Source organism: Acidocella aluminiidurans, assembly GCF_055383125.1.
This window is the reverse complement of record NZ_AP031589.1, coordinates 2598360-2616368: the sequence shown is the minus strand read 5'-3', so window position 1 is coordinate 2616368 and position 18009 is coordinate 2598360. Positions and strand designations below refer to the sequence as shown.

Here is an 18009-nt window from a genome sequence, read left to right as displayed (position 1 = left end):
TTCCAAATTTCAGACATGCTGGCAATCGCGCGCGGGTCTAACCGCCCGGCCGGTACGCGCCGCCTCCAGCACCGCCATTGTCGCGGCCAGCGTTGCCGCCCCATCTGCCCCCGAGACAAGCGGAGCCTCTTCCCGCCGCGCGACGCGGATGAAATGCTGCAGTTGCAATGCCAGCGGGTCCCCCGGCTGATACGCCAGCGCTTCGGCGGTCAATGGATTCGCCCAGCCCCGCCCGCCCGCATAATACCAGCGGATCAGCCCAGGCAGCTCCAGCGCCGCTGCCGTCCCGCACAGCCGGTAACATTGCCCCTGATGCTGCGAAAAATCCTTGTTCTCGCCCGAAAGCTGGTCCCAGCACCAGGGCGAGGGCGTGGCGTCGGACAAGGTCAGCGTCGCCACCGCGCCGGAGGCAAAGCGCAGCAGCACCGCGGCTGTATCCTCCACCGCAAAGCCGCGCGCCGCATTGCTCGTCACCGCCTGCACGCTCTCAATCTCGCCACACAGATAACGCAGCGCATCGATGTCATGCACCAGGTTGATCAACACCGGCCCGCCGCCCGCCTGGGTACGCCAGGTAATGTTGAAATAGGCCTCCGGCTTGCACACGGTCACATCGGCATTCACCGAGACCAGCCGCCCCAGCCCGCCTTGTTCAAGCAGCTCCCGCGCCGCGCGCATCACTGGATTATGCCGGCGGAAATGCCCCACCAGCAGCGGCACATTCTTCTCCGCCGCCAGCCGCGCCAGGGCAAAGGCCGCCGCCACATCATCCGCCAGCGGCTTTTCCACCAGCACCGGAATATCCCGCGCGATACATTCCCGCGCCATGGGCACATGCAGCGCGTTCGGCGAGGCGATAATCACCGCATCCGGCCGCCATTCATCCAGCGCCTGGGCCAGATTTTCGCTATGCCGCACCCCCAGCGCCGCTGCCTGCGCCTTGGCCTGGGGGCGGGGTCGATAATCCCCGCCAGCCGCCCTTGCGCCGCCGGCAACGCCTGAATCAGCCTGAGATGCGCCTGGCCGATAACACCAGCACCGCACACTGCAATCGATAGACCGGACATACCCCCTCACTTTGTTGATTGTAGTTCTTTGTTGGAATTTAATTCCAATATACTGCCGCCACACGCTTTGGTAAAGCCCGCATCCGCGCCTTCCGCGGTTAGAGCAATATGCGTTTAGGTTGACCCGGAAGAATCACAACAAATATATGAAATTACTAGCAAAAATATAATCATAGCGAGTTTGTATAAACCAACCTCGCGCTAAAGCGATATGTGTTTAGGTTGACGCGGCAGCGGCAATTTAAACACATGAAATTGCTCGTCAAAACGAAAGCTAGAGCGCGATGACGTCGAATTGAGCCAACAGCGGTCTCAATCCGCTCACCCCTTCGCGGGTTTTCCCTTGGTAACATTGGCCCCCACGCCGCGCGGCAGGGACAGGCAATCCAGCACCCCGAGCAGCGCCAGCAGCGCCACCACCAGAAAGGCGATGCGGAACGGCCAGGCGGGCCCCGCCGGCGCCACCGCCTCGCCCAGCCGCCAGGCGATGCCCCCCACCGCCACGCCGAGCCCCATCGCCAGCTGCGCGGCGGTGGAAAACAGCGTATTCGCCCCGGCCATCCGCGCCTGGGGCACATCCGCGAAGGCGATGGTATTCAAGGCCGTGAACTGCATCGAGCGCGTCGCCCCGCCCAGAAACAGAATCGCGCAGATCACCGGCAGCGGCATGAACCGCCCCAGCCCAGCGCAACAGGCCAGCGCCAGCGCGTTCAGCAGCCCGTTGACGATCAGCACGCCGCGAAACCCGAAGCGCCGCAGGATCGGCGTCGTCGCCGGTTTGATCAGCAGATTTCCGGCGAACACCGCCATCAGCAAGGTGCCGGCGGTGAACGCGTCATATCCCAGCCCGATCTGGAACATCACCGGCAGCAGGAACGGCACCGCGCCCACGCTCATCCGGAACAGGCCGCCGCCGAGAATGGTCACCGCGAAGCTCTTCACCCGCAGCACGGAAAGATCCAGCAAGGGGGCTTCATGGTTGCGCATATGCAGCAGGGCGGCGGCCAGCAGCACGCTCCCGGCAAGGGCCAGCCCCGCCACCTCGCGCCAGGGGATCAGCGCGCGGCTGAACAATTCCGCCATCGTCAGCAGACAGACCAGCGCCAGCCCGGACAGCAGAAAGCCCCGCCTGTCGAACCGCGCCGGATGCGGCCCGCGCGTATCCGGCACCAGCCACCAGACCAGCCCGAACGCGACCGCGCCCAGCGGCAGGTTGAGGAAGAAGATCCAGCGCCAGCCGCCATGCTCCACCAGCAGCCCGCCCAGCGGCGGCCCCAGCACCGGCGCCACCAGGGCCGGCCAGACCAGCCACGCGAAAATATCGATCAGCCGCGCCTTCGGCGTCACCCGCAGCACCACCAGCCGGCCCACCGGCGTCATCATCGCCCCGCCAATGCCTTGCAGGATGCGCAACAGCACGAACTCATCCAGCCCCCGCGCCAGCCCGCACAGCAGCGAGGCCAGGGTGAACAGCGCGATCGCCAGCCCGAACACCCGGCGCGCGCCGAAGCGCTCCGCCATCCAGCCGCTGATCGGCATGAAGATGCCGAGGGTCAGCATATAGGCGCTGACGCCGCTATTCAGATCCACCGGCCGCACCGCGAAGCTTCGCGCCATTTGCGGCACCGCCGGGGTGATCGCCGTGGCGTCCAGATTTTCCATGAAATTCGTCCCGGCCACCAGCAGGGCCAGGATGGTGATCCGCGGCGGCGGCCCGGGCTGCATCCTCACCCCCCTACCGGAACGCCACCCGCCCCAGATGCGCCGCCGCCGCCTGCAATTCCGGCAAGGCGGTGTGCAGCAGCCAGCCCTGGTCGCGATGCGCGGATTGGGTGGCGAGGTTGAGGGCCGCCAGCGCCTGCCCATCCGGGCCGCGCACCGGCACGGCAATGGAGCGCAAGCCCGGCTCCAGCTCGCCATCCGTCATCGCCCAGCCCTGATCGCGCACCCGCGCCAGCTCCGCCTGCAGCGCGTCTGCGCTGGTCAGGGTCTTGGCCGTGCGCGCGGCCAGCTCGGCCCCCGCCAGATAGGCCCGCAGCGCATCCGGCGCGAGGGCGGCCAGCAACACCCGCCCGTTGGAGGTGCAGTAGCTCGGCAACATGCTGCCGATCAGCAGCGGCACGGAGATGATCCGCATCGTCTCCGCCCGGCAGACATACAGCACCGCCCGGTGCCGGCTGCGCGTATCGAACATCGCCAGCGAGCTGGATTCCCCCAGCCGGTCGCGCAGCGCCTCCACCACGGGCTGGCCGGCCCGCGCCAGCCTGTCGCCCAGCAGAAAGGCCCGGCCCAGCGGCAGCACGCCGGGGCAGAGCCGGTAGCTCGTCCCCTCCGCCGCGACATAGCCAAGCCGCTCCAGCGTGAACAGGCAGCGCCCCACCGCCGAGCGCGGCAGCCCGGTCAGTTTCGCCGCCTGGGTGACGCTCAACCCCTCCTGCCCCTCGAACGCCGCCAGCACCTCCAGCCCGCGCGCCAGCGAGGTCATGAAGCGCGGGTCGAGCGCCTCGGCTTTTTCCTTGACTTCCTCAGCCATCGGCGCGATATCTCCGATTAACGAACAGTTTAACCGATAATCGGTTATTCCGGGATTGGACGCAAGAGGGAATATGCAAAAAATCTACGCGAGTCCTGAAGCCGCCCTCAAGGGCGTGTTGTTTGACGGGATGACGATCATGTCCGGCGGCTTCGGCCTCTCCGGCAACCCCGAAAGCCTGATCCCGGCGATCCGGGATGCCGGGGTGAAAAACCTCACCGTGATTTCGAATAATTGCGGCGCGGACGGGTTCGGCCTCTGGATGCTGCTCAACAACAAGCAGATCAAGAAAATGATCTCTTCTTACGTTGGCGAGAACAAGCTGTTCGAGCAGCTTTATCTCTCCGGCGCGCTGGAGTTGGAGCTGAACCCGCAAGGCACGCTGGCCGAGCGCATCCGCGCCGGCGGGGCGGGCATTCCGGCCTTCTATACCCGCACAGGTGTCGGCACCGTGGTCGCCGAGGGCAAGCCGGTCGAGGAATTCGATGGCATCGCCTATGTCCGCGAGACCTGGCTGAAAGCCGACCTCGCCATCGTCAAGGCCTGGAAGGCGGATGCGGCGGGCAATCTGGTCTATCGCAAGACCGCGCGCAATTTCAATCCGAACATGGCCACGGCTGGCAAGATCACCATTGCCGAGGTCGAGGAGATCGTCCCGGTCGGCAGCCTCGACCCGGAAAATATCCACACGCCCGGCATCTATGTGGACCGCATCATCAAGAGCACGATCAATGAAAAGCGCATCGAGAAACTGACCGAGCGCAAGAGGGAGACCGCCTGACATGCCCTGGACCCGTGAACAGATGGCGGCCCGCGCCGCGCGCGAATTGCAGGATGGTTTCTACGTCAATCTCGGCATCGGCATCCCGACGCTGGTGGCGAACTATATCCCCGAGGGCGTGAACGTGACGCTGCAAAGCGAAAACGGCCTGCTCGGCATCGGCCCCTTCCCCTATGAGGGCGAGGCCGACCCGGATCTGATCAATGCCGGCAAGCAGACCGTCACCACCCTGCCCAGCTCCAGCTTCTTCTCCTCGGCGGATAGTTTCGCGATGATCCGCGGCGGCCATATCGACATGGCGGTGCTGGGGGCGATGGAAGTGTCCGACAAGGGCGACATCGCCAACTGGACCATTCCCGGCAAAATGGTGAAGGGCATGGGCGGGGCGATGGATCTGGTCGCAGGCGTCAAGCGCGTGGTCGTGGTGATGGACCATAACGCCAAGGATGGCTCGCCCAAGATCAAGGAAAAATGCGACCTGCCGCTGACCGGCACCGGGGTGGTGGATCTCATCGTCACCGATATCTGCGTGCTCGCCTGCGACAAGATCAATGGCGGGCTGACGCTGGTGGAGCTGGCACCCGGCATCACCGCCGAGGATGTGCAGGCCCGCACCGCCGCGCCGGTGAAGGTGGCGGCATGACCGCGGCTTTCATCTGCGACGCCATCCGCACCCCGATCGGCAAATTCGGCGGTGGCCTCGCCACCACCCGCACCGACGATCTCGCCGCCATTCCCATCGCCGCTTTGATCGCCCGCAATCCAAGCCTGGATGTGGAAGCGATCGACGAGGTGATCTTCGGCTGCGCCAACCAGGCCGGCGAGGATAATCGCGATGTCGCCCGCATGGCCGCCCTGCTCGCCGGCCTGCCGGTGAGCATTCCCGGCACCACCATGAACCGCCTCTGCGCTTCCGGCGCGGATGCGGTCGGTACCGCCGCGCGCGCCATCATCACCGGGCAAATCGACCTCGCCATCGCCGGCGGGGTGGAGAGCATGAGCCGCGCCCCCTACGTGATGGCGAAATCCGCCACGCCCTTCTCCCGCGATATGAAGATCGAGGACACGGTGGTCGGCTGGCGGCTGGTCAACCCGAAAATGCACCAGATGTACGGCACCGCCTCGATGCCCGAAACCGGCGAAAATGTCGCCCAGCGCTTTGGCGTCACCCGCGCGGAGCAGGACGAATTCGCCCTGCGCTCGCAGCAGCGCGCCGCCGCCGCGCAAGCCTCCGGCTATCTCGCCGCCGAGATCACCCCGGTGATCGTGAAAAGCAAAAAAGGCGAGATCAGCATCAGCGTCGATGAGCATCCCCGCGCCGAGACCACGCTGGAGGGTCTGGCGAAGCTGAAGCCGATCGTCCGCGCCGATGGCACCGTCACCGCCGGCAATGCCTCCGGGGTGAATGACGGCGCCGCGGCGATGATCATCGCCTCCGAAGCTGCGGCGAAACAGCACGGCCTCACCCCGCGCGCCCGCATCCTCGGCATGGCGACGGCCGGGGTGGAGCCGGATGTGATGGGCATCGGCCCGGTGCCGGCCAGCCGCAAGCTGATGGCGAAGCTCGGGCTGACCATCAATGATTTCGATCTGATCGAGTTCAACGAGGCCTTCGCCTCGCAGGTCATCGCCTCGCTGCGTCAGCTCGGCGTCAACCCGGCGGCGGAGCATCTCAACCCGCATGGCGGCGGCATCGCGCTGGGCCATCCGCTCGGCTGCTCGGGTGCCCGCCTGGCGATGACGGCGGTGCATGGCATGGAGGCGCGCGGCGCCAAGCGCGCCCTGGTCACCATGTGCATCGGCGTCGGCCAGGGGCTGGCCCTGGCGCTGGAGAGGGTCTGATCACCCCAGCGCCGCCACCGCCTCGCGCACCGCTTGCGCGAAAAGCTGGGCCGGCAGAGAGGGCTGAACATCCGTGCGGGTGGTCAGCCCCACCGGCCCCAGCGTCGCGCTGGTATCCGCCGGCAGCCTCGCCAGAAACCCATGCGCCAGCTCCTCCGCCACCACCCCTTCCGAGATGATCCACACCGCATCCGAGGCCCGCACATAGGCCCGGGCGAAATTATCGGAGATGGTCTCGATCTCCCCGGCGAACGGGCCCAGCGCATGCGCGGTGAGGTAACGCTGCGCGGTCGGGCGGATGATCGAGCCGGGGGTGGCATCAGGAGCTGGTACTGGCTGATCGCCGCCAGATCGAAGCGCTGCGATTCCAGCAGCGGATGCGCCGGCCGCACCACCAGCGCGATGGTTTCCTCATACAGATGCTCAAAGGCAAAGCCGCGCATCATCTCCGGCTCCGCCATCCGGCCGATCACCAGATCCACCTCCCCCAGCCGCAGCTGCGAAAGCAGATAGCCGTTCGGCCCGGTGACGATGCGCGGCTTCAACCCCAGACCCTGCGCCATGAACCGCGCCGCCGCGCGCGGCAGGATGCGCGCCGAGACGGTGGGCAGCGCACCGATGGAGAATGCCGCCGCCTGATCGTCCCGCGCCTGCGCCATCGAGCGCATGCCCTGTTTCAGCGCTGTCAGGCTGGCGCCGGCATAACGCTGAAACACCTCGCCAAAGCTGGTCAGGCTCAGCTTGCGGCCGGCGCGGTCGAAGAGTTTGACCTGCAATATCTCTTCCAGCTCGGCGATGGTCTTGGACAAGGCCGGCTGGGTCAGCCCCAGCGCCGAAGCCGCCTGGACCACGCTGCCCGTGCGCACCACTTCCAGAAACACGCTAAGGTGACGCAGCTTGATACGGGGGTCGAGCCCTTCGCCACGCAGATTCGGCATATAACCCCCAGGTTATGTTTCATGCGGAATATCTCATTTTACATGAAACTCTGAAAGTATTTTAGTCAATCGCAACGGGGCCACGCGCCCAGGAGGAAATGAAACATGGCATTCACCAAGCTGAACAATGTGCGGCTGCATTGGCGCGAGAGCGGACCGGCCAACGCCCCGGCGATCATCTTCGCCAACTCGCTCGGCACCGATTGCCGGCTCTGGGATGAAATCGCCCATGCCCTCTCTGGCCGCTACCGGGTGGTGCTGTACGATAAGCGCGGCCACGGCCTCTCGGAAAACGCCCCCGGCCCCTACAGCATCGAGATGCTGGCGGATGACGCGCTGGCGCTGGCGGACCATCTCGGTTTGGACAAATTCGCCTTTGTCGGGCTCTCCATCGGTGGCTTGATCGCCCAGCAGATCGCGCTCAAGGCGCCAGAGCGGCTCACCGCCCTGGTCATCTGTGATAGCGCTGCGAAAATCGGCAATGATGAGAGCTGGAATGCCCGCATCAAGGCGGTGACGGAACACGGCCTGGCCAGCATCGCCGGGCCGGTGATGGAGCGCTGGTTTACCCCCGCCTTCCATACCGAAAGGCAAATGGAGCTGCAGGGCTGGATTCAGATGCTGTGCGGCACGCCGAATGACGGTTACGCCGCCGCCTGCGCGGCGCTGCGCGCGGCGGATCTGACCGACAAAATCGCCGCCATCCGCACCCCGACCCTCGTGGTCTGCGGCGATGGCGACCAATCCACCCCGCCCGCTTTGGTGCAGGCCACGGCGGCTTTGATCACCGGCGCGCGCTTCGCGCTGATTGAGAATTGCAGCCATATCCCCCCCGCCGAGCAGCCTGCCGCCTTGCTGGCGCTGCTGGCGCGGCATTTCGAGGAACATTTGCATGTCTGACCCCTCCCCCCGCTACACCCAGGGGATGAAGACGCGCCGCAAGGTGCTGAGCGACAAATATGTGGATGTGGCGGTGGCCAACACCACGCCCTTCACCGCGGATTTCCAGGAGCTGATCACCGAGGCCGCCTGGGGCAATGTCTGGTCGCGCGGCACCATTGCGCTGCGCGAACGCTCGATGCTCACCATCGCGCTGCTGGCCGCCCTTGGCCATCATGACGAGGTGGCGATGCATGTGCGCGCCACCGCCAATACCGGTGCCAGCATGGAGGATATCAAGGAGGCGCTGCTGCACGTCGCCATCTATGCCGGCGTGCCCGCCGCCAACCACGCATTCAAGATCGCCGCCCAGACCTATGCGGAAATGGCGGCCAATAAGGAGGACAGAAATGCGTAACGCCCCCGCGCCAAACCATAATGGCGGGTTCTATCAGCGCGACCGCGCCTGGCATCCGCCGGCCCTCACGCCGAACTACAAGACCTCGGTGCTGCGCAGCCCGAAACACGCGCTGCTCTCGCTCAACAACACGCTCTCCGAAATGACCGGGCCGGTGTTCGGCCATGCCATGCTGGGCGAGCTGGATAACGACCTGATCCGCAATTACGCCACCACCGGCGATGCGATCGGCCCGCGCATCATCGTGCATGGAAGGGTGCTGGATGAGGATGCAAGGCCGGTGCCGGGCGCGCTGGTGGAATATTGGCAGGCCAATGCGGGCGGGCGCTACCGGCACAAGAAGGAGAGCTATCTTGCCGCCATCGACCCGAATTTTGGCGGCTGCGGGCGCTCGATCACCGATGAGGAAGGCCGCTACTGGTTCCGCACCATCAAGCCCGGCGCCTATCCCTGGCCAAACGGGGTGAATGATTGGCGCCCGGCCCATATCCATTTCTCGATCTTCGGCCATGCCTTCGCGCAGCGCTTGATCACCCAGATGTATTTCGAGGGCGACCCGATGATCTGGCAATGCCCGATCGTCATGGGCATCCCCGACAAGGCGGCGGTGGAGCAGCTGGTGGCGGCGCTGGACCGCGAAGCGACCATCCCGATGGACACGCTGGCCTATAAATTCGACATCGTGCTGCGCGGCCGCCGCTCGACGATGTTCGAAAACCGCATGGAAGGAAACTGAGCCATGGTGCAATCGCTGAGCCGGCTGAAGGAAAGCCCCTCGCAGACCGCCGGACCCTATGTGCATATCGGCACCACGCCGAACTTCATCGGCATCAACCATGTCTATGCGCAGGATCTGGGCCTGGCACCCTGCCCGGCCGAGGCCAAGGGGCAGCGCATCATCATCACCGGGCAGATTTTCGATGGCTCCGGCGCGGTGCTGAAGGATGCGCTGCTGGAGCTCTGGCAGGCGGATGCGGACGGGCTTTATCCCGGCCGGGGCGAGCATCGCGGCGCGGCGGACCCCCATTTTCCCGGCTGGTTCCGCCAGCCCGTGGATGGGGTGAGCGGCATTTACCGGTTCGAGACGATCAAGCCCGGCGCCGTGCCCTTCATCGATGGGCGGAAGATGGCGCCGCATGTGACACTCTGGATCGTCGCGCGCGGCATCAATATCGGGCTGCATACCCGGATATATTTCCCGGATGAGGCGCAGGCGAACGAGGCGGACCCGATCTTCACCCGCTTCGAGCTGAAGGCACGGCTGGCGACGCTGGTGGCGGCGCGGGATGGTGAGGAGGATGGCGTGCCGGTCTATCGCTTCGACATCCATCTGCAAGGCGACAAAGAGACGATTTTCTTCGATATCTGAGCCCATGACCGCCCTGCCCTTCACCGCCGCCCTGACCGACGATGCCGAGCTGGCGCCGCTCTTCGCCCCCGCGGCGGAGCTGCGCGCCATGCTGGATTTCGAAACCGCTTTGGCCGCCGCCCAGGCCGAGGCGGGGATGATCTCCGCCGCCGCGTCTGCGGCCATCGCGCAAGCCTGCGCGGCCTTCACCCCGGACGAGGCGGCGTTGCGCGCTGGGCTGTTCAAGGATGGGGTGCTCGGGCCAGGGTTTGTCGCAGCGCTACGAAAAACGCTGCCGGCTGAGCATCAAAAGGCGCTGCATCTGGGCGCGACCAGCCAGGATGTTACGGATACAGCTCTGACATGCCGCCTGAAACGCGTTCTGGAGATTTTCGACGCACGGCTGACCGCGTTGATCGCAGCGCTGCAATCTTTGAGCGCGGCGCAGGGCGGGGTGCGGCTGATGGGGCAAACCCGGATGCAGGCGGCTCTGCCGATCCTGGCGCGCGACAAGATCGCCAGCTGGGTTCAGCCTTTGCACCGGCACTTGGCCCGGCTGGCGGATCTGGCGCCGCGTCTGCTGGTGATCCAGCTCGGCGGGCCGGTGGGCAACCGGGCCGAACTGGGGGAGGCGGCGGATGCTGTCGCCGCCGGGCTGGCGGCGCGGCTGGGGCTGGGCGATGCGCCCTGCTGGCACACGGCGCGGGATACTATCGTAGAGTTCGGCGAATGGCTGGCGATGATCGCCGGGGCGCTGGGCAAGATCGGCCAGGATGCGGCGATTTTGGCGCAGAGCGAGAATGGGGCGCTGAAGATCGAGGGGGGCGGCGCGTCCTCGGCGATGGCGCATAAGGTGAATCCGGTGACGGCGGAGCATCTGGTGGCGCTGGCGCGCTTTGCCGGCGGGCTGGCGGGAACGCTGAACCAGGCGCTGGTGCATGAGAATGAGCGCTCCGGGGCGGCCTGGACGCTGGAATGGCTGGTGCTGCCGCAGCTGGTCTGTGCCAGCGGGGCGGCGCTGCAAGCCGGGCTGGGGCTGATTAAGCGGCTGCATTTCATCGACCGCACCGAGCCCGGCGATGATCATGCCTGAGATGTAAATGAACGCTCACCCCAGGGTTTTTAACGAGGCCGATTGCTGGACCTCACGCGAGGATAGCAGGCTCACCCCTGCGACCTTCATCCCCGCGCGCGAGACCACGCCGGCCTGATCCCAGGAACGCGATCCCTTAGAGCATCAAGCTTTTAGCTTGATGCTCTAAGTTTTGTTTTAGCGAGCAATTTCATGTGTTTATTTTGACGCTAGCGCGTCAACCTAAACACATATTGCTCTAGCATTTTACACTTCCTGCTAGGCCAGCGTGCCGAACAGCCGGCCGATTCCGACGGTGGCCGCCATCGCTAGAATCCCCCAGAAGGTGACGCGCAGCGCCGGTTTGAGCACCGGCGCGCCACCGGCCTTGGCGCCGATGGCACCGAGAACGGCCAGGCATAGCAGCGCGCCGAGGCCAATGCCCCCATCAGCCATGGCAGCGCGATGGCGGCCGCGAGAACGAGCGGGACGGCCGCGCCAGCCGAGAAGGTCAGCGCCGACGCCAAAGCCGCCTGGATGGGATTGGCGCTGGTGTGTTCGGAGAGGCCCAGCTCGTCCCTGGCATGGGCGCCCAGCGCGTCATGCGCCATGAGCTGGCGGGCCACCTCCTGCGCCAGCGCCGTATCCACGCCGCGCTGTTCATAGATATGCGCGAGCTCCGCCTGCTCGGATGCGTGGTCGGTGGCGAGCTCGTGGCGTTCCTTGGCCAAAGCGGCCGCTTCTGTATCGGCCTGGGAGCTGACGGACACATACTCGCCCGCCGCCATCGCCATGGCGCCGGCCACCAGCCCCGCCACACCCGCCACCAGCGCCTCGTGACGCCCGCCGCCAGCGGAGACGACACCGAGAATCAGGCTCGCCGTCGAGATGATCCCGTCATTGGCGCCGAGCACCGCGGCCCGCAGCCAGCCGGTCCGCTCGATCAGGTGGTTTTCCGTGTGAGCGCTTTGCATTTTGAGACCCTACGCCATTCAGGACCACAGCATAAGCGATAAACCGCGAAATCATGTTGCGCTAAATCAAGGTGATGGATGGCCCGCGCATGCCATTGCTGACGCGGGTCATATCGTGAGGTGCGTCCATTGGACCAGGCACATGATAACAGCCGGGCGGCAGACGATGGCGGGCTTGCCTGTTTCACCAAGCGGGTCCTCATCATCGCCCTGTTTGCGGCGCTGGCGGTGGCGGCATGGCGGCTGGCCGATCTCGGGCTGTTGCTGTTTGGCGCGGTTCTCATCGCCATCGGTCTGCGCCGCGCCGCCTGCGGAATCGGCAAATGGACCAGGATCGGCCCGGCCGGCGGGCTGGCGGTGGCTGTGCTTGTCTTCCTCCTGGCGTTCGCGGCGGCGCTGAGCTTCTTTGGCACCGTCGCGGCCGGACAATTCGGCGAGCTGGCCCGCCAGGTTCCCCTGGGCAGCAAAATCGCGCTCGACTGGCTGCGCCAGCAGCCTTACGGCCCGTATATCCTGACCCAGGCGCGTGGCATCGCCCCGGCCGACGTCACCGGAATGGCCGGTCATGCCGCCGCGGTGATCGTGCAATCCACGGTGACGACCGCCGGCTATGCCGTTCTGGTCTTTCTGGTGGCCATCTATCTGGCGGCGCAGCCCGCACTCTACCGGCGCCTGCTCCTGCGCCTCGTGCCGCCGGGGCAGCGCGCGGTGGCGGCCAGACTCTATGAGCAGATCGGGCAGGTATTGCTGCGCTGGCTGCTGGGGCAATTCATCGTGATGCTGACGATCGGCATCCTGTCCGGCCTCGGCCTGTGGGCGCTGGGCATCGAAGCGCCGGTTGCGCTGGGGCTGGTCGGCGGGCTGCTGACCTTCATCCCCTATTTCGGCGCGGTGATGGCGGCGGTGCCGGCAACACTTGTCGCCCTCACCCAATCGCCGCTCGATGCGCTCTGGGTCATCGCCATGTATGCCGGGGTGCATTTCATCGAAGGCAATTTCATCACGCCTTTGGTGCAGGCCGAGGCCACCGCGCTGCCGCCGGTGCTTTCGCTGCTCTCCACCGTCGGCTTCAGCATTCTCTTTGGCATCTCGGCGGTGCTGCTGGCCACGCCGCTCATGCTGCTGGTGCTGGTCATCGTCGAGGTGCTCTATGTCGAAGCCATCCTCGGCGCGGCGCCGCAGCAGCGCGCGGATATCCTCTCCGCGCCTGAAATGTCTGGCTCATGCTAGGCGCCGCCGGCAGCTCAACGCCTCCTCATGGCCTGACAGCAGCCCAAGCCGCGGCGCGTTTGCGCCAGGATGGGCCGAATGAGCTCCCGCAGGACCAGCGCCGCCATTTGCCGCGCATCGCGTGGGATGCGGTGCGCGAGCCGATGCTGCAATTGCTGCTCGCGGCGGGGCTCATCTATCTGCTCCTGGGCAGCCTCGCCGAAGCGCTGATCCTGCTCGGCTTCGCCGTGCTCAATGTGGTCATGGTCGTTGTTCAGGAAGCCCGCACGGAATCCGCGCTGGCGGCCCTGCGCGAACTCGCCAGCCCGCACGCGCAGGTGTGGCGCGATGGGGAGAAAATCCGCATCCCGGCCCGGCAACTCGTCGTCGACGATCTCATCGGGCTGGCGGAAGGCGAGCGCGTGCCGGCGGACGCGGTGTTGCTGGAGGCTGCCGCCCTCCAGGCGGATGAAGCCTTGCTCACCGGCGAATCTGTCCCCGTGCGCAAGCTCGTGCGCACACCGCCACTGGCTGATGCCATGCCAGGCGGCGAGGACGCGCCTTTCGTTTGGGCAGGCAGCCTGATTACGGGCGGCAGCGGCATGGCGCGTGTCATCGCCACCGGACCACGCACCGCCATTGGCCGCATCGGCCATTCGCTGAGCAGCGTGGAATCGGCCCCTCCGCCCTTGCAGGTGCAGATGCGCCGGTTGGTCTGGTTGTTCGCGGCGATCGGCATCGGCGCCTCGGCGCTGCTGGCTCTGGCCTACGGGCTGCTGCACGGGCAATGGCTGCAGGCCGTGCTGGCCGGCATCACCCTGGCCATGGCCACGCTGCCGGAGGAATTTCCTCTCGTTCTCACCATCTTTCTGGTGCTGGGGGCCTGGCGCATGGCGCGCCAGCACGTGCTGGCGCGCCGCGCCGCCGCCATTGAGGCGTTAGGCACGGCGACGCTGCTCTGCACGGACAAGACCGGAACGCTGACGCAAAACCGCATGTCCGTGGCGTGCCTGGCCGCGGGAGGGGAAATTTTGCAGGTGAACGAGGCCACGGCGACACTGCCGGAAGCCTTCCATGAGTTAGTGGAATTTTCGATCCTGGCCAGCCGGCCGGACCCGTTCGACCCGATGGAGCGGGCGTTCCACCGGCTCGGGCAGCAGGGGCTCGCCAGCACGGAACATCTGCACGCCGATTGGGTGCTCGCGCATAGCTACCCGTTGCAGCCGGACATGCTGGCGATGTCGCAAGGCTGGCGCGGCGGCGCCAAGGGCGCTCATGTCATCGCCGCCAAGGGCGCGCCGGAGGCCATCGCCGATCTTTGCCATATGAACGAAGCCGGGCTGAACGCGCTGCGCCGCGAGGTCGCGCAGATGGCGGCGGCCGGCCTGCGCGTGTTGGCCGTGGCCAAGGGCCTTCACGCCAAGCCAGGCTGGCCGGAGCGCCAGCATGATTTCGATTTCACCTTCCTTGGCCTCGCAGGTCTCGCCGACCCGTTGCGGCCTGGCGTGGCGGAAGCGGTGGCGGCTTGCCGGAAGGCTGGCATCAGTGTGGCGATGGTGACCGGCGACCATCCGGTGACAGCCCTCGCCATTGCCCGCCAGGCCGGCATCCAAACCGGCCATGTGCTCACCGGCACCGAGATGGCGGGGCTGGACGACACCGCGCTGCGCGAAGCGGTGCTGGATACGCGGGTTTTCGCCCGCGTGATGCCGGAGCAGAAATTGCGCCTGGTGCAGGCTTTCGCGGCCAATGGTGAGATTGTCGCGATGACCGGCGACGGCGTGAACGACGCCCCCTCGCTGAAAGCCGCGCATATCGGTGTGGCGATGGGCGGGCGCGGTACGGATGTGGCGCGTGAGGCTGCCTCGCTGGTGCTGCTGGATGATGATTTCACCTCCCTGGTGGCGGCCATCCGTCTCGGCCGGCGGATCGACGCCAATCTGCGCCGCGCCTTTTCCTATATCCTCGCCGTGCATGTGCCGATTGCCGGCATGTCCCTGATTCCCGTGCTGCTCGGCTGGCCGCTGATGCTTGGGCCCGTGCATGTTGTCTTCCTGGAAATGATCATAGATCCGGCTTCATCGATTGTGTTTGAAGCCGAACAAGAGGACATAGACAGCATGTCCCGCCCGCCGCGCCGGCCGGGTGCGCCCTTGTTCAATCTGGCCCTGCTCGTCGGCGGGCTGCTGCAAGGCGGCGTGGTTCTGGCGGCGTCATTGCTCATCTTCCTGCTCGGCGCACAAGGCGCGGCCGGAGAGAGCGCCGGCCGCGCCTTGGCGTTCATCACGTTGGTGATAGGTAATCTTGGCCTTGTGGTAAGCAACAGGATGCTGGGCGCCAAGGGGCTTACGGCACTGCGCCGGCCGAACCGCGCGCTGGGCATTGTCACGGCGGTTGCCGTCGCTGGCCTGGCTGCCGCCGTCACAGTGCCGCAACTGCGCCATCTATTTGGCTTTTCACCGCTCAGCGCGCGCGATCTATCCGTGGCGAGTCTCGCTGCTGGCGCTTGCCTCGCCGTGAACATGGCGGCCATCGCCTCATGGCAGAGACTGCACCGGGGCTGAGCCGCGCCATTGCGGGTGGCTAGAGTCCTCTGTGAATAGCTTGAATCCTATCTCTTTACCGACGCGGGGCTGATGTGATTCACGATTAGGACTGGTTGAGGAGGCCAGCGCTGATGCCCCGAGCTTATTCTTCTGATCTTCGTGAACGCGTGATTTCGGTTGTGGAGAGCGGTGAGGAGACTTGCCGGTCCGCGGCGCGGCGTTTTGGCGTGAGCGCATCGTCTGCCATCAAATGGGTTCAGCGCCTGCATCGGGTTGGTGACCGACGCAGCGCTGGCACTGGTGGCCACCGGCCCTCGAAGGTGAAGCCTGAGCGCGCCTGGCTTTTGGCGGTCATTGAGGAGCAGGCCGACATCACGCTGGCGGCGTTGAGCGTGCGCCTGTGGGAAGAGCGTGGCGTGCGCGCCGACACCGGCATGTTGTCGCGGTTCTTCCGCGCTGAGGGCATCAGCTTCAAAAAAAACCGTGCTGCCCGCCGAGCAGGACCGGCCTGACATCGCCTTCAAGCGGGCGCGCTGGCGGCGGTATCAGGGAAAAATTGACGCGTCTCGCCTGGTGTTTATCGACGAGACCTGGGCCAAAACCAACATGACCCGCACCCATGGGCGCTGCCGGCGTGGGCAAAAGCTGCACGCCAAGGTGCCGCACGGGCATTGGAAAACCTTGACCTTCATCGCCGCCCTGCGGGCCGACAAGGTTACCGCGCCCTGTGTACTCGATGGACCCATCAACAGCCGCAGCTTCACCGCCTATGTCGAGCAATTTCTGGTGCCGACGCTGCGCCCCGGCGATGTCGTCATCCTCGACAATCTCGGCAGCCACAAGGCCAAGACAGCGCGCGATGCCATAAGAAAAGCCGGCGCCAAACTCTTCTTCCTGCCGCCCTACAGCCCAGACCTCAATCCCATCGAGCAGGTCTTCGCAAAGCTCAAAACCCTACTCAGAAAAGCCGCCGAGAGAACCGTCGAAGCCACATGGCGGCGCATCGGGTCACTGCTCGATCACTTCCCGCCAGAAGAATGCACAAATTACCTCAAACACGCAGGATATGCGTCAACCTAATCACAGAAGATTCTAAATCAATGAAATCACCGTTCCTCACGGCGGACGCACAGATCTGGCCCTCGTTTGCTCCCGCCCCCTTCAGCATTCCTTCAGCCGAAACACCTCCCCTGTCCCCGCATCACGGACCAAATCAACACGAGCACCATCCCAGTGATAATCAAGATGGCGCCCTTGCGAAGGCGGCGTTGCCAGGTCCGGATAAAACAGCCCTACACAAACACCGTCAGGGTCGCGCCTGCTGGGGTAGACCAGCCCCTCAGATCCACTGCCCCGCAACGCCACCGCCAGTTGTTGCGCCGTGGTGTAATCATCCCGGTCCAACGCAGGCAGGAACGCGGCAATCCCGGCCCGCAGGTCATGGAGTGAAGCCCGAATATCCAGCACCAGCTCCCGGAATTGCGAGGTCCAGCCAGGCAGTTGGTCGGTCTGTGCCATGAAGCGGGCGTGGTGGTGAATGGTTTCAAACAGGGCCGTCTCATATGTCCGCGCGGCGTACAGCACGCCATAAGCCCCTGCGCTGAACCGGCTCGGCCGATCGGGGCTGACATGCGTGAAGGGGGCCATGAGGTAGCTCGCCCCCGGCCCGGAAACACGCCGCGTCACGGGCACCAGATCAAGGGCGCCGATGGTTTCCATGAGGCGCGGATTGGTCTTCTGCTCGGCGGCGATCAATAAGGGCCAATCTTCTGGAGCGGCGATATCCTCGAACAAATCGACAGGCGGATACAGGCTGCGGATGATCCGTCTGGCGCCAACCCAATGAACCGGCGAGATGGGGACGATCGACGGATCGATCACCAGCCGCCACGCGCCGCATCCAGATAATGCCGCACCCGCATGAGATCGGTTAATTCGCCATGGAGCATGACATCCAAAGCCGAGCGGCCGCCAAATGCCGCATTTGGGGCTTTGATCCAGCCATAGCCGCGCGCCGGCTCCTTAAAAATGATCCGCAAGGCTTTGTGGATCCCCATGAGGTTGGAGAGCCTGGCCTTGCCGTCACGGCCAATCCGGCCAATCTCGCCTGCCTTCCAGCGGGCAAAGGTACGACGGGGCAAATCGAGGATGATCGCGGCCTGGTCGTCTGTCACCGCCCATAGGCGGAAGAGGTTCAAGGCCGCGCGGAACATGGCGCCTGCCTCTTCATCGGTGATCGGGGCAGGGGAAAAGGGCTTCGGCGCAACAGTGATCTGGCTAAGCACAGACATGAGCGGCTCCTGTCATATGGCTATATATACGACATATAACGCCATATGGCAATAACTCCTCTTCCCTGGCGGCACTTAGCGAAGTCAATCCTCAGACTTATACACCGCTGG

16 protein-coding genes and 2 pseudogenes are annotated in these 18009 nt (G+C 65.3%); 11 read left to right on the top strand and 7 right to left on the bottom strand.

Features of this window, described 5'->3' with window-relative positions:
* Positions 1-9: 9 nt before the first annotated feature.
* From ACZ46S_RS13015 to ACZ46S_RS13005, 3 genes are all read right to left on the bottom strand, one after another.
* Positions 10-918, bottom strand: a complete 909-nt coding sequence (locus ACZ46S_RS13015) for a Gfo/Idh/MocA family protein (protein WP_464062054.1) — start codon at positions 916-918, stop codon at positions 10-12.
* Positions 919-1388: 470 nt separating this feature from the next.
* Complete coding sequence (locus tag ACZ46S_RS13010) at positions 1389-2792, bottom strand: MFS transporter (protein WP_464062053.1); 1404 nt, start codon at positions 2790-2792, stop codon at positions 1389-1391.
* A gap of 10 nt (positions 2793-2802) precedes the next feature.
* Positions 2803-3600 carry an IclR family transcriptional regulator domain-containing protein gene (locus tag ACZ46S_RS13005; RefSeq protein WP_464062052.1) on the bottom strand — a complete coding sequence of 266 codons (798 nt, stop codon included), beginning with the start codon at positions 3598-3600 and terminating at the stop codon, positions 2803-2805.
* Between the two features lie 73 nt (positions 3601-3673).
* Between ACZ46S_RS13005 and ACZ46S_RS13000 the strand changes: the two genes are divergently transcribed.
* From ACZ46S_RS13000 to pcaF, 3 genes are read left to right on the top strand one after another with little or no spacing between them, the layout of a single operon-like run.
* Positions 3674-4381: a CoA transferase subunit A gene (locus tag ACZ46S_RS13000; protein WP_464062051.1), complete on the top strand. Its 708-nt coding sequence runs from the start codon at positions 3674-3676 to the stop codon at positions 4379-4381.
* 1 nt (position 4382) lies between these two features.
* Positions 4383-5024, top strand: a complete 642-nt coding sequence (locus ACZ46S_RS12995) for a 3-oxoacid CoA-transferase subunit B (RefSeq protein ID WP_026440467.1) — start codon at positions 4383-4385, stop codon at positions 5022-5024.
* Complete coding sequence (gene pcaF, locus ACZ46S_RS12990) at positions 5021-6223, top strand: 3-oxoadipyl-CoA thiolase (protein WP_295739970.1); 1203 nt, start codon at positions 5021-5023, stop codon at positions 6221-6223. The genes ACZ46S_RS12995 and pcaF overlap by 4 nt, the downstream gene beginning before the upstream one ends.
* On the opposite strand, the pseudogene pcaQ reads toward pcaF, so the two are convergent.
* Positions 6224-7161 (bottom strand): annotated as a pseudogene (gene pcaQ, locus ACZ46S_RS12985) (pca operon transcription factor PcaQ).
* A 105-nt stretch (positions 7162-7266) separates the two neighbouring features.
* On the opposite strand from pcaQ, the gene pcaD reads away from it, so the two are divergent.
* The 5 genes from pcaD to ACZ46S_RS12960 are packed head-to-tail and all read left to right on the top strand — an operon-like array spanning position 7267 to position 10899.
* Complete coding sequence (gene pcaD, locus ACZ46S_RS12980; protein WP_464062050.1) at positions 7267-8061, top strand: 3-oxoadipate enol-lactonase; 795 nt, start codon at positions 7267-7269, stop codon at positions 8059-8061.
* Positions 8054-8458 carry a 4-carboxymuconolactone decarboxylase gene (pcaC, locus tag ACZ46S_RS12975; RefSeq protein ID WP_464062049.1) on the top strand — a complete coding sequence of 135 codons (405 nt, stop codon included), beginning with the start codon at positions 8054-8056 and terminating at the stop codon, positions 8456-8458. The genes pcaD and pcaC overlap by 8 nt, the downstream gene beginning before the upstream one ends.
* Positions 8451-9194, top strand: a complete 744-nt coding sequence (pcaH, locus tag ACZ46S_RS12970) for a protocatechuate 3,4-dioxygenase subunit beta (protein WP_464062048.1) — start codon at positions 8451-8453, stop codon at positions 9192-9194. The genes pcaC and pcaH overlap by 8 nt, the downstream gene beginning before the upstream one ends.
* A gap of 3 nt (positions 9195-9197) precedes the next feature.
* Complete coding sequence (pcaG, locus tag ACZ46S_RS12965) at positions 9198-9827, top strand: protocatechuate 3,4-dioxygenase subunit alpha (protein ID WP_464062047.1); 630 nt, start codon at positions 9198-9200, stop codon at positions 9825-9827.
* Between the two features lie 4 nt (positions 9828-9831).
* A complete protein-coding gene (locus ACZ46S_RS12960; protein ID WP_464062046.1) occupies positions 9832-10899 on the top strand; it encodes a 3-carboxy-cis,cis-muconate cycloisomerase in 1068 nt (355 codons plus the stop codon).
* Between the two features lie 258 nt (positions 10900-11157).
* On the opposite strand, the pseudogene ACZ46S_RS12955 reads toward ACZ46S_RS12960, so the two are convergent.
* Positions 11158-11852, bottom strand: a pseudogene (locus ACZ46S_RS12955) (VIT1/CCC1 transporter family protein).
* A gap of 129 nt (positions 11853-11981) precedes the next feature.
* Between ACZ46S_RS12955 and ACZ46S_RS12950 the strand changes: the two are divergent.
* The 3 genes from ACZ46S_RS12950 to ACZ46S_RS12940 all read left to right on the top strand — a co-directional run bounded on the left by ACZ46S_RS12950 (position 11982) and on the right by ACZ46S_RS12940 (position 16687).
* Positions 11982-13082, top strand: a complete 1101-nt coding sequence (locus tag ACZ46S_RS12950) for an AI-2E family transporter (protein WP_464062045.1) — start codon at positions 11982-11984, stop codon at positions 13080-13082.
* Complete coding sequence (locus ACZ46S_RS12945; protein WP_464062044.1) at positions 13076-15625, top strand: cation-translocating P-type ATPase; 2550 nt, start codon at positions 13076-13078, stop codon at positions 15623-15625. Before ACZ46S_RS12950 ends, ACZ46S_RS12945 begins: the two co-directional genes overlap by 7 nt.
* A gap of 113 nt (positions 15626-15738) precedes the next feature.
* A protein-coding gene (locus ACZ46S_RS12940) for an IS630 family transposase (RefSeq protein ID WP_464062043.1) occupies positions 15739-16687 on the top strand; the annotation gives its coding sequence in 2 pieces (ribosomal slippage) (positions 15739-16080 and positions 16082-16687; 948 coding nt in all).
* 81 nt (positions 16688-16768) lie between these two features.
* Here ACZ46S_RS12940 and ACZ46S_RS12935 read toward each other — a convergent pair.
* The gene (locus ACZ46S_RS12935; protein ID WP_464062042.1) at positions 16769-17488 is read right to left on the bottom strand and encodes an RES family NAD+ phosphorylase; all 720 of its coding nucleotides are present in this window, start codon (positions 17486-17488) and stop codon (positions 16769-16771) included.
* On the bottom strand, positions 17485-17898 hold the full coding sequence (locus ACZ46S_RS12930; RefSeq protein ID WP_464062041.1) for an MbcA/ParS/Xre antitoxin family protein: 414 nt from the start codon (positions 17896-17898) through the stop codon (positions 17485-17487). Before ACZ46S_RS12930 ends, ACZ46S_RS12935 begins: the two co-directional genes overlap by 4 nt.
* Between the last annotated feature and the right edge of the window lie 111 nt (positions 17899-18009).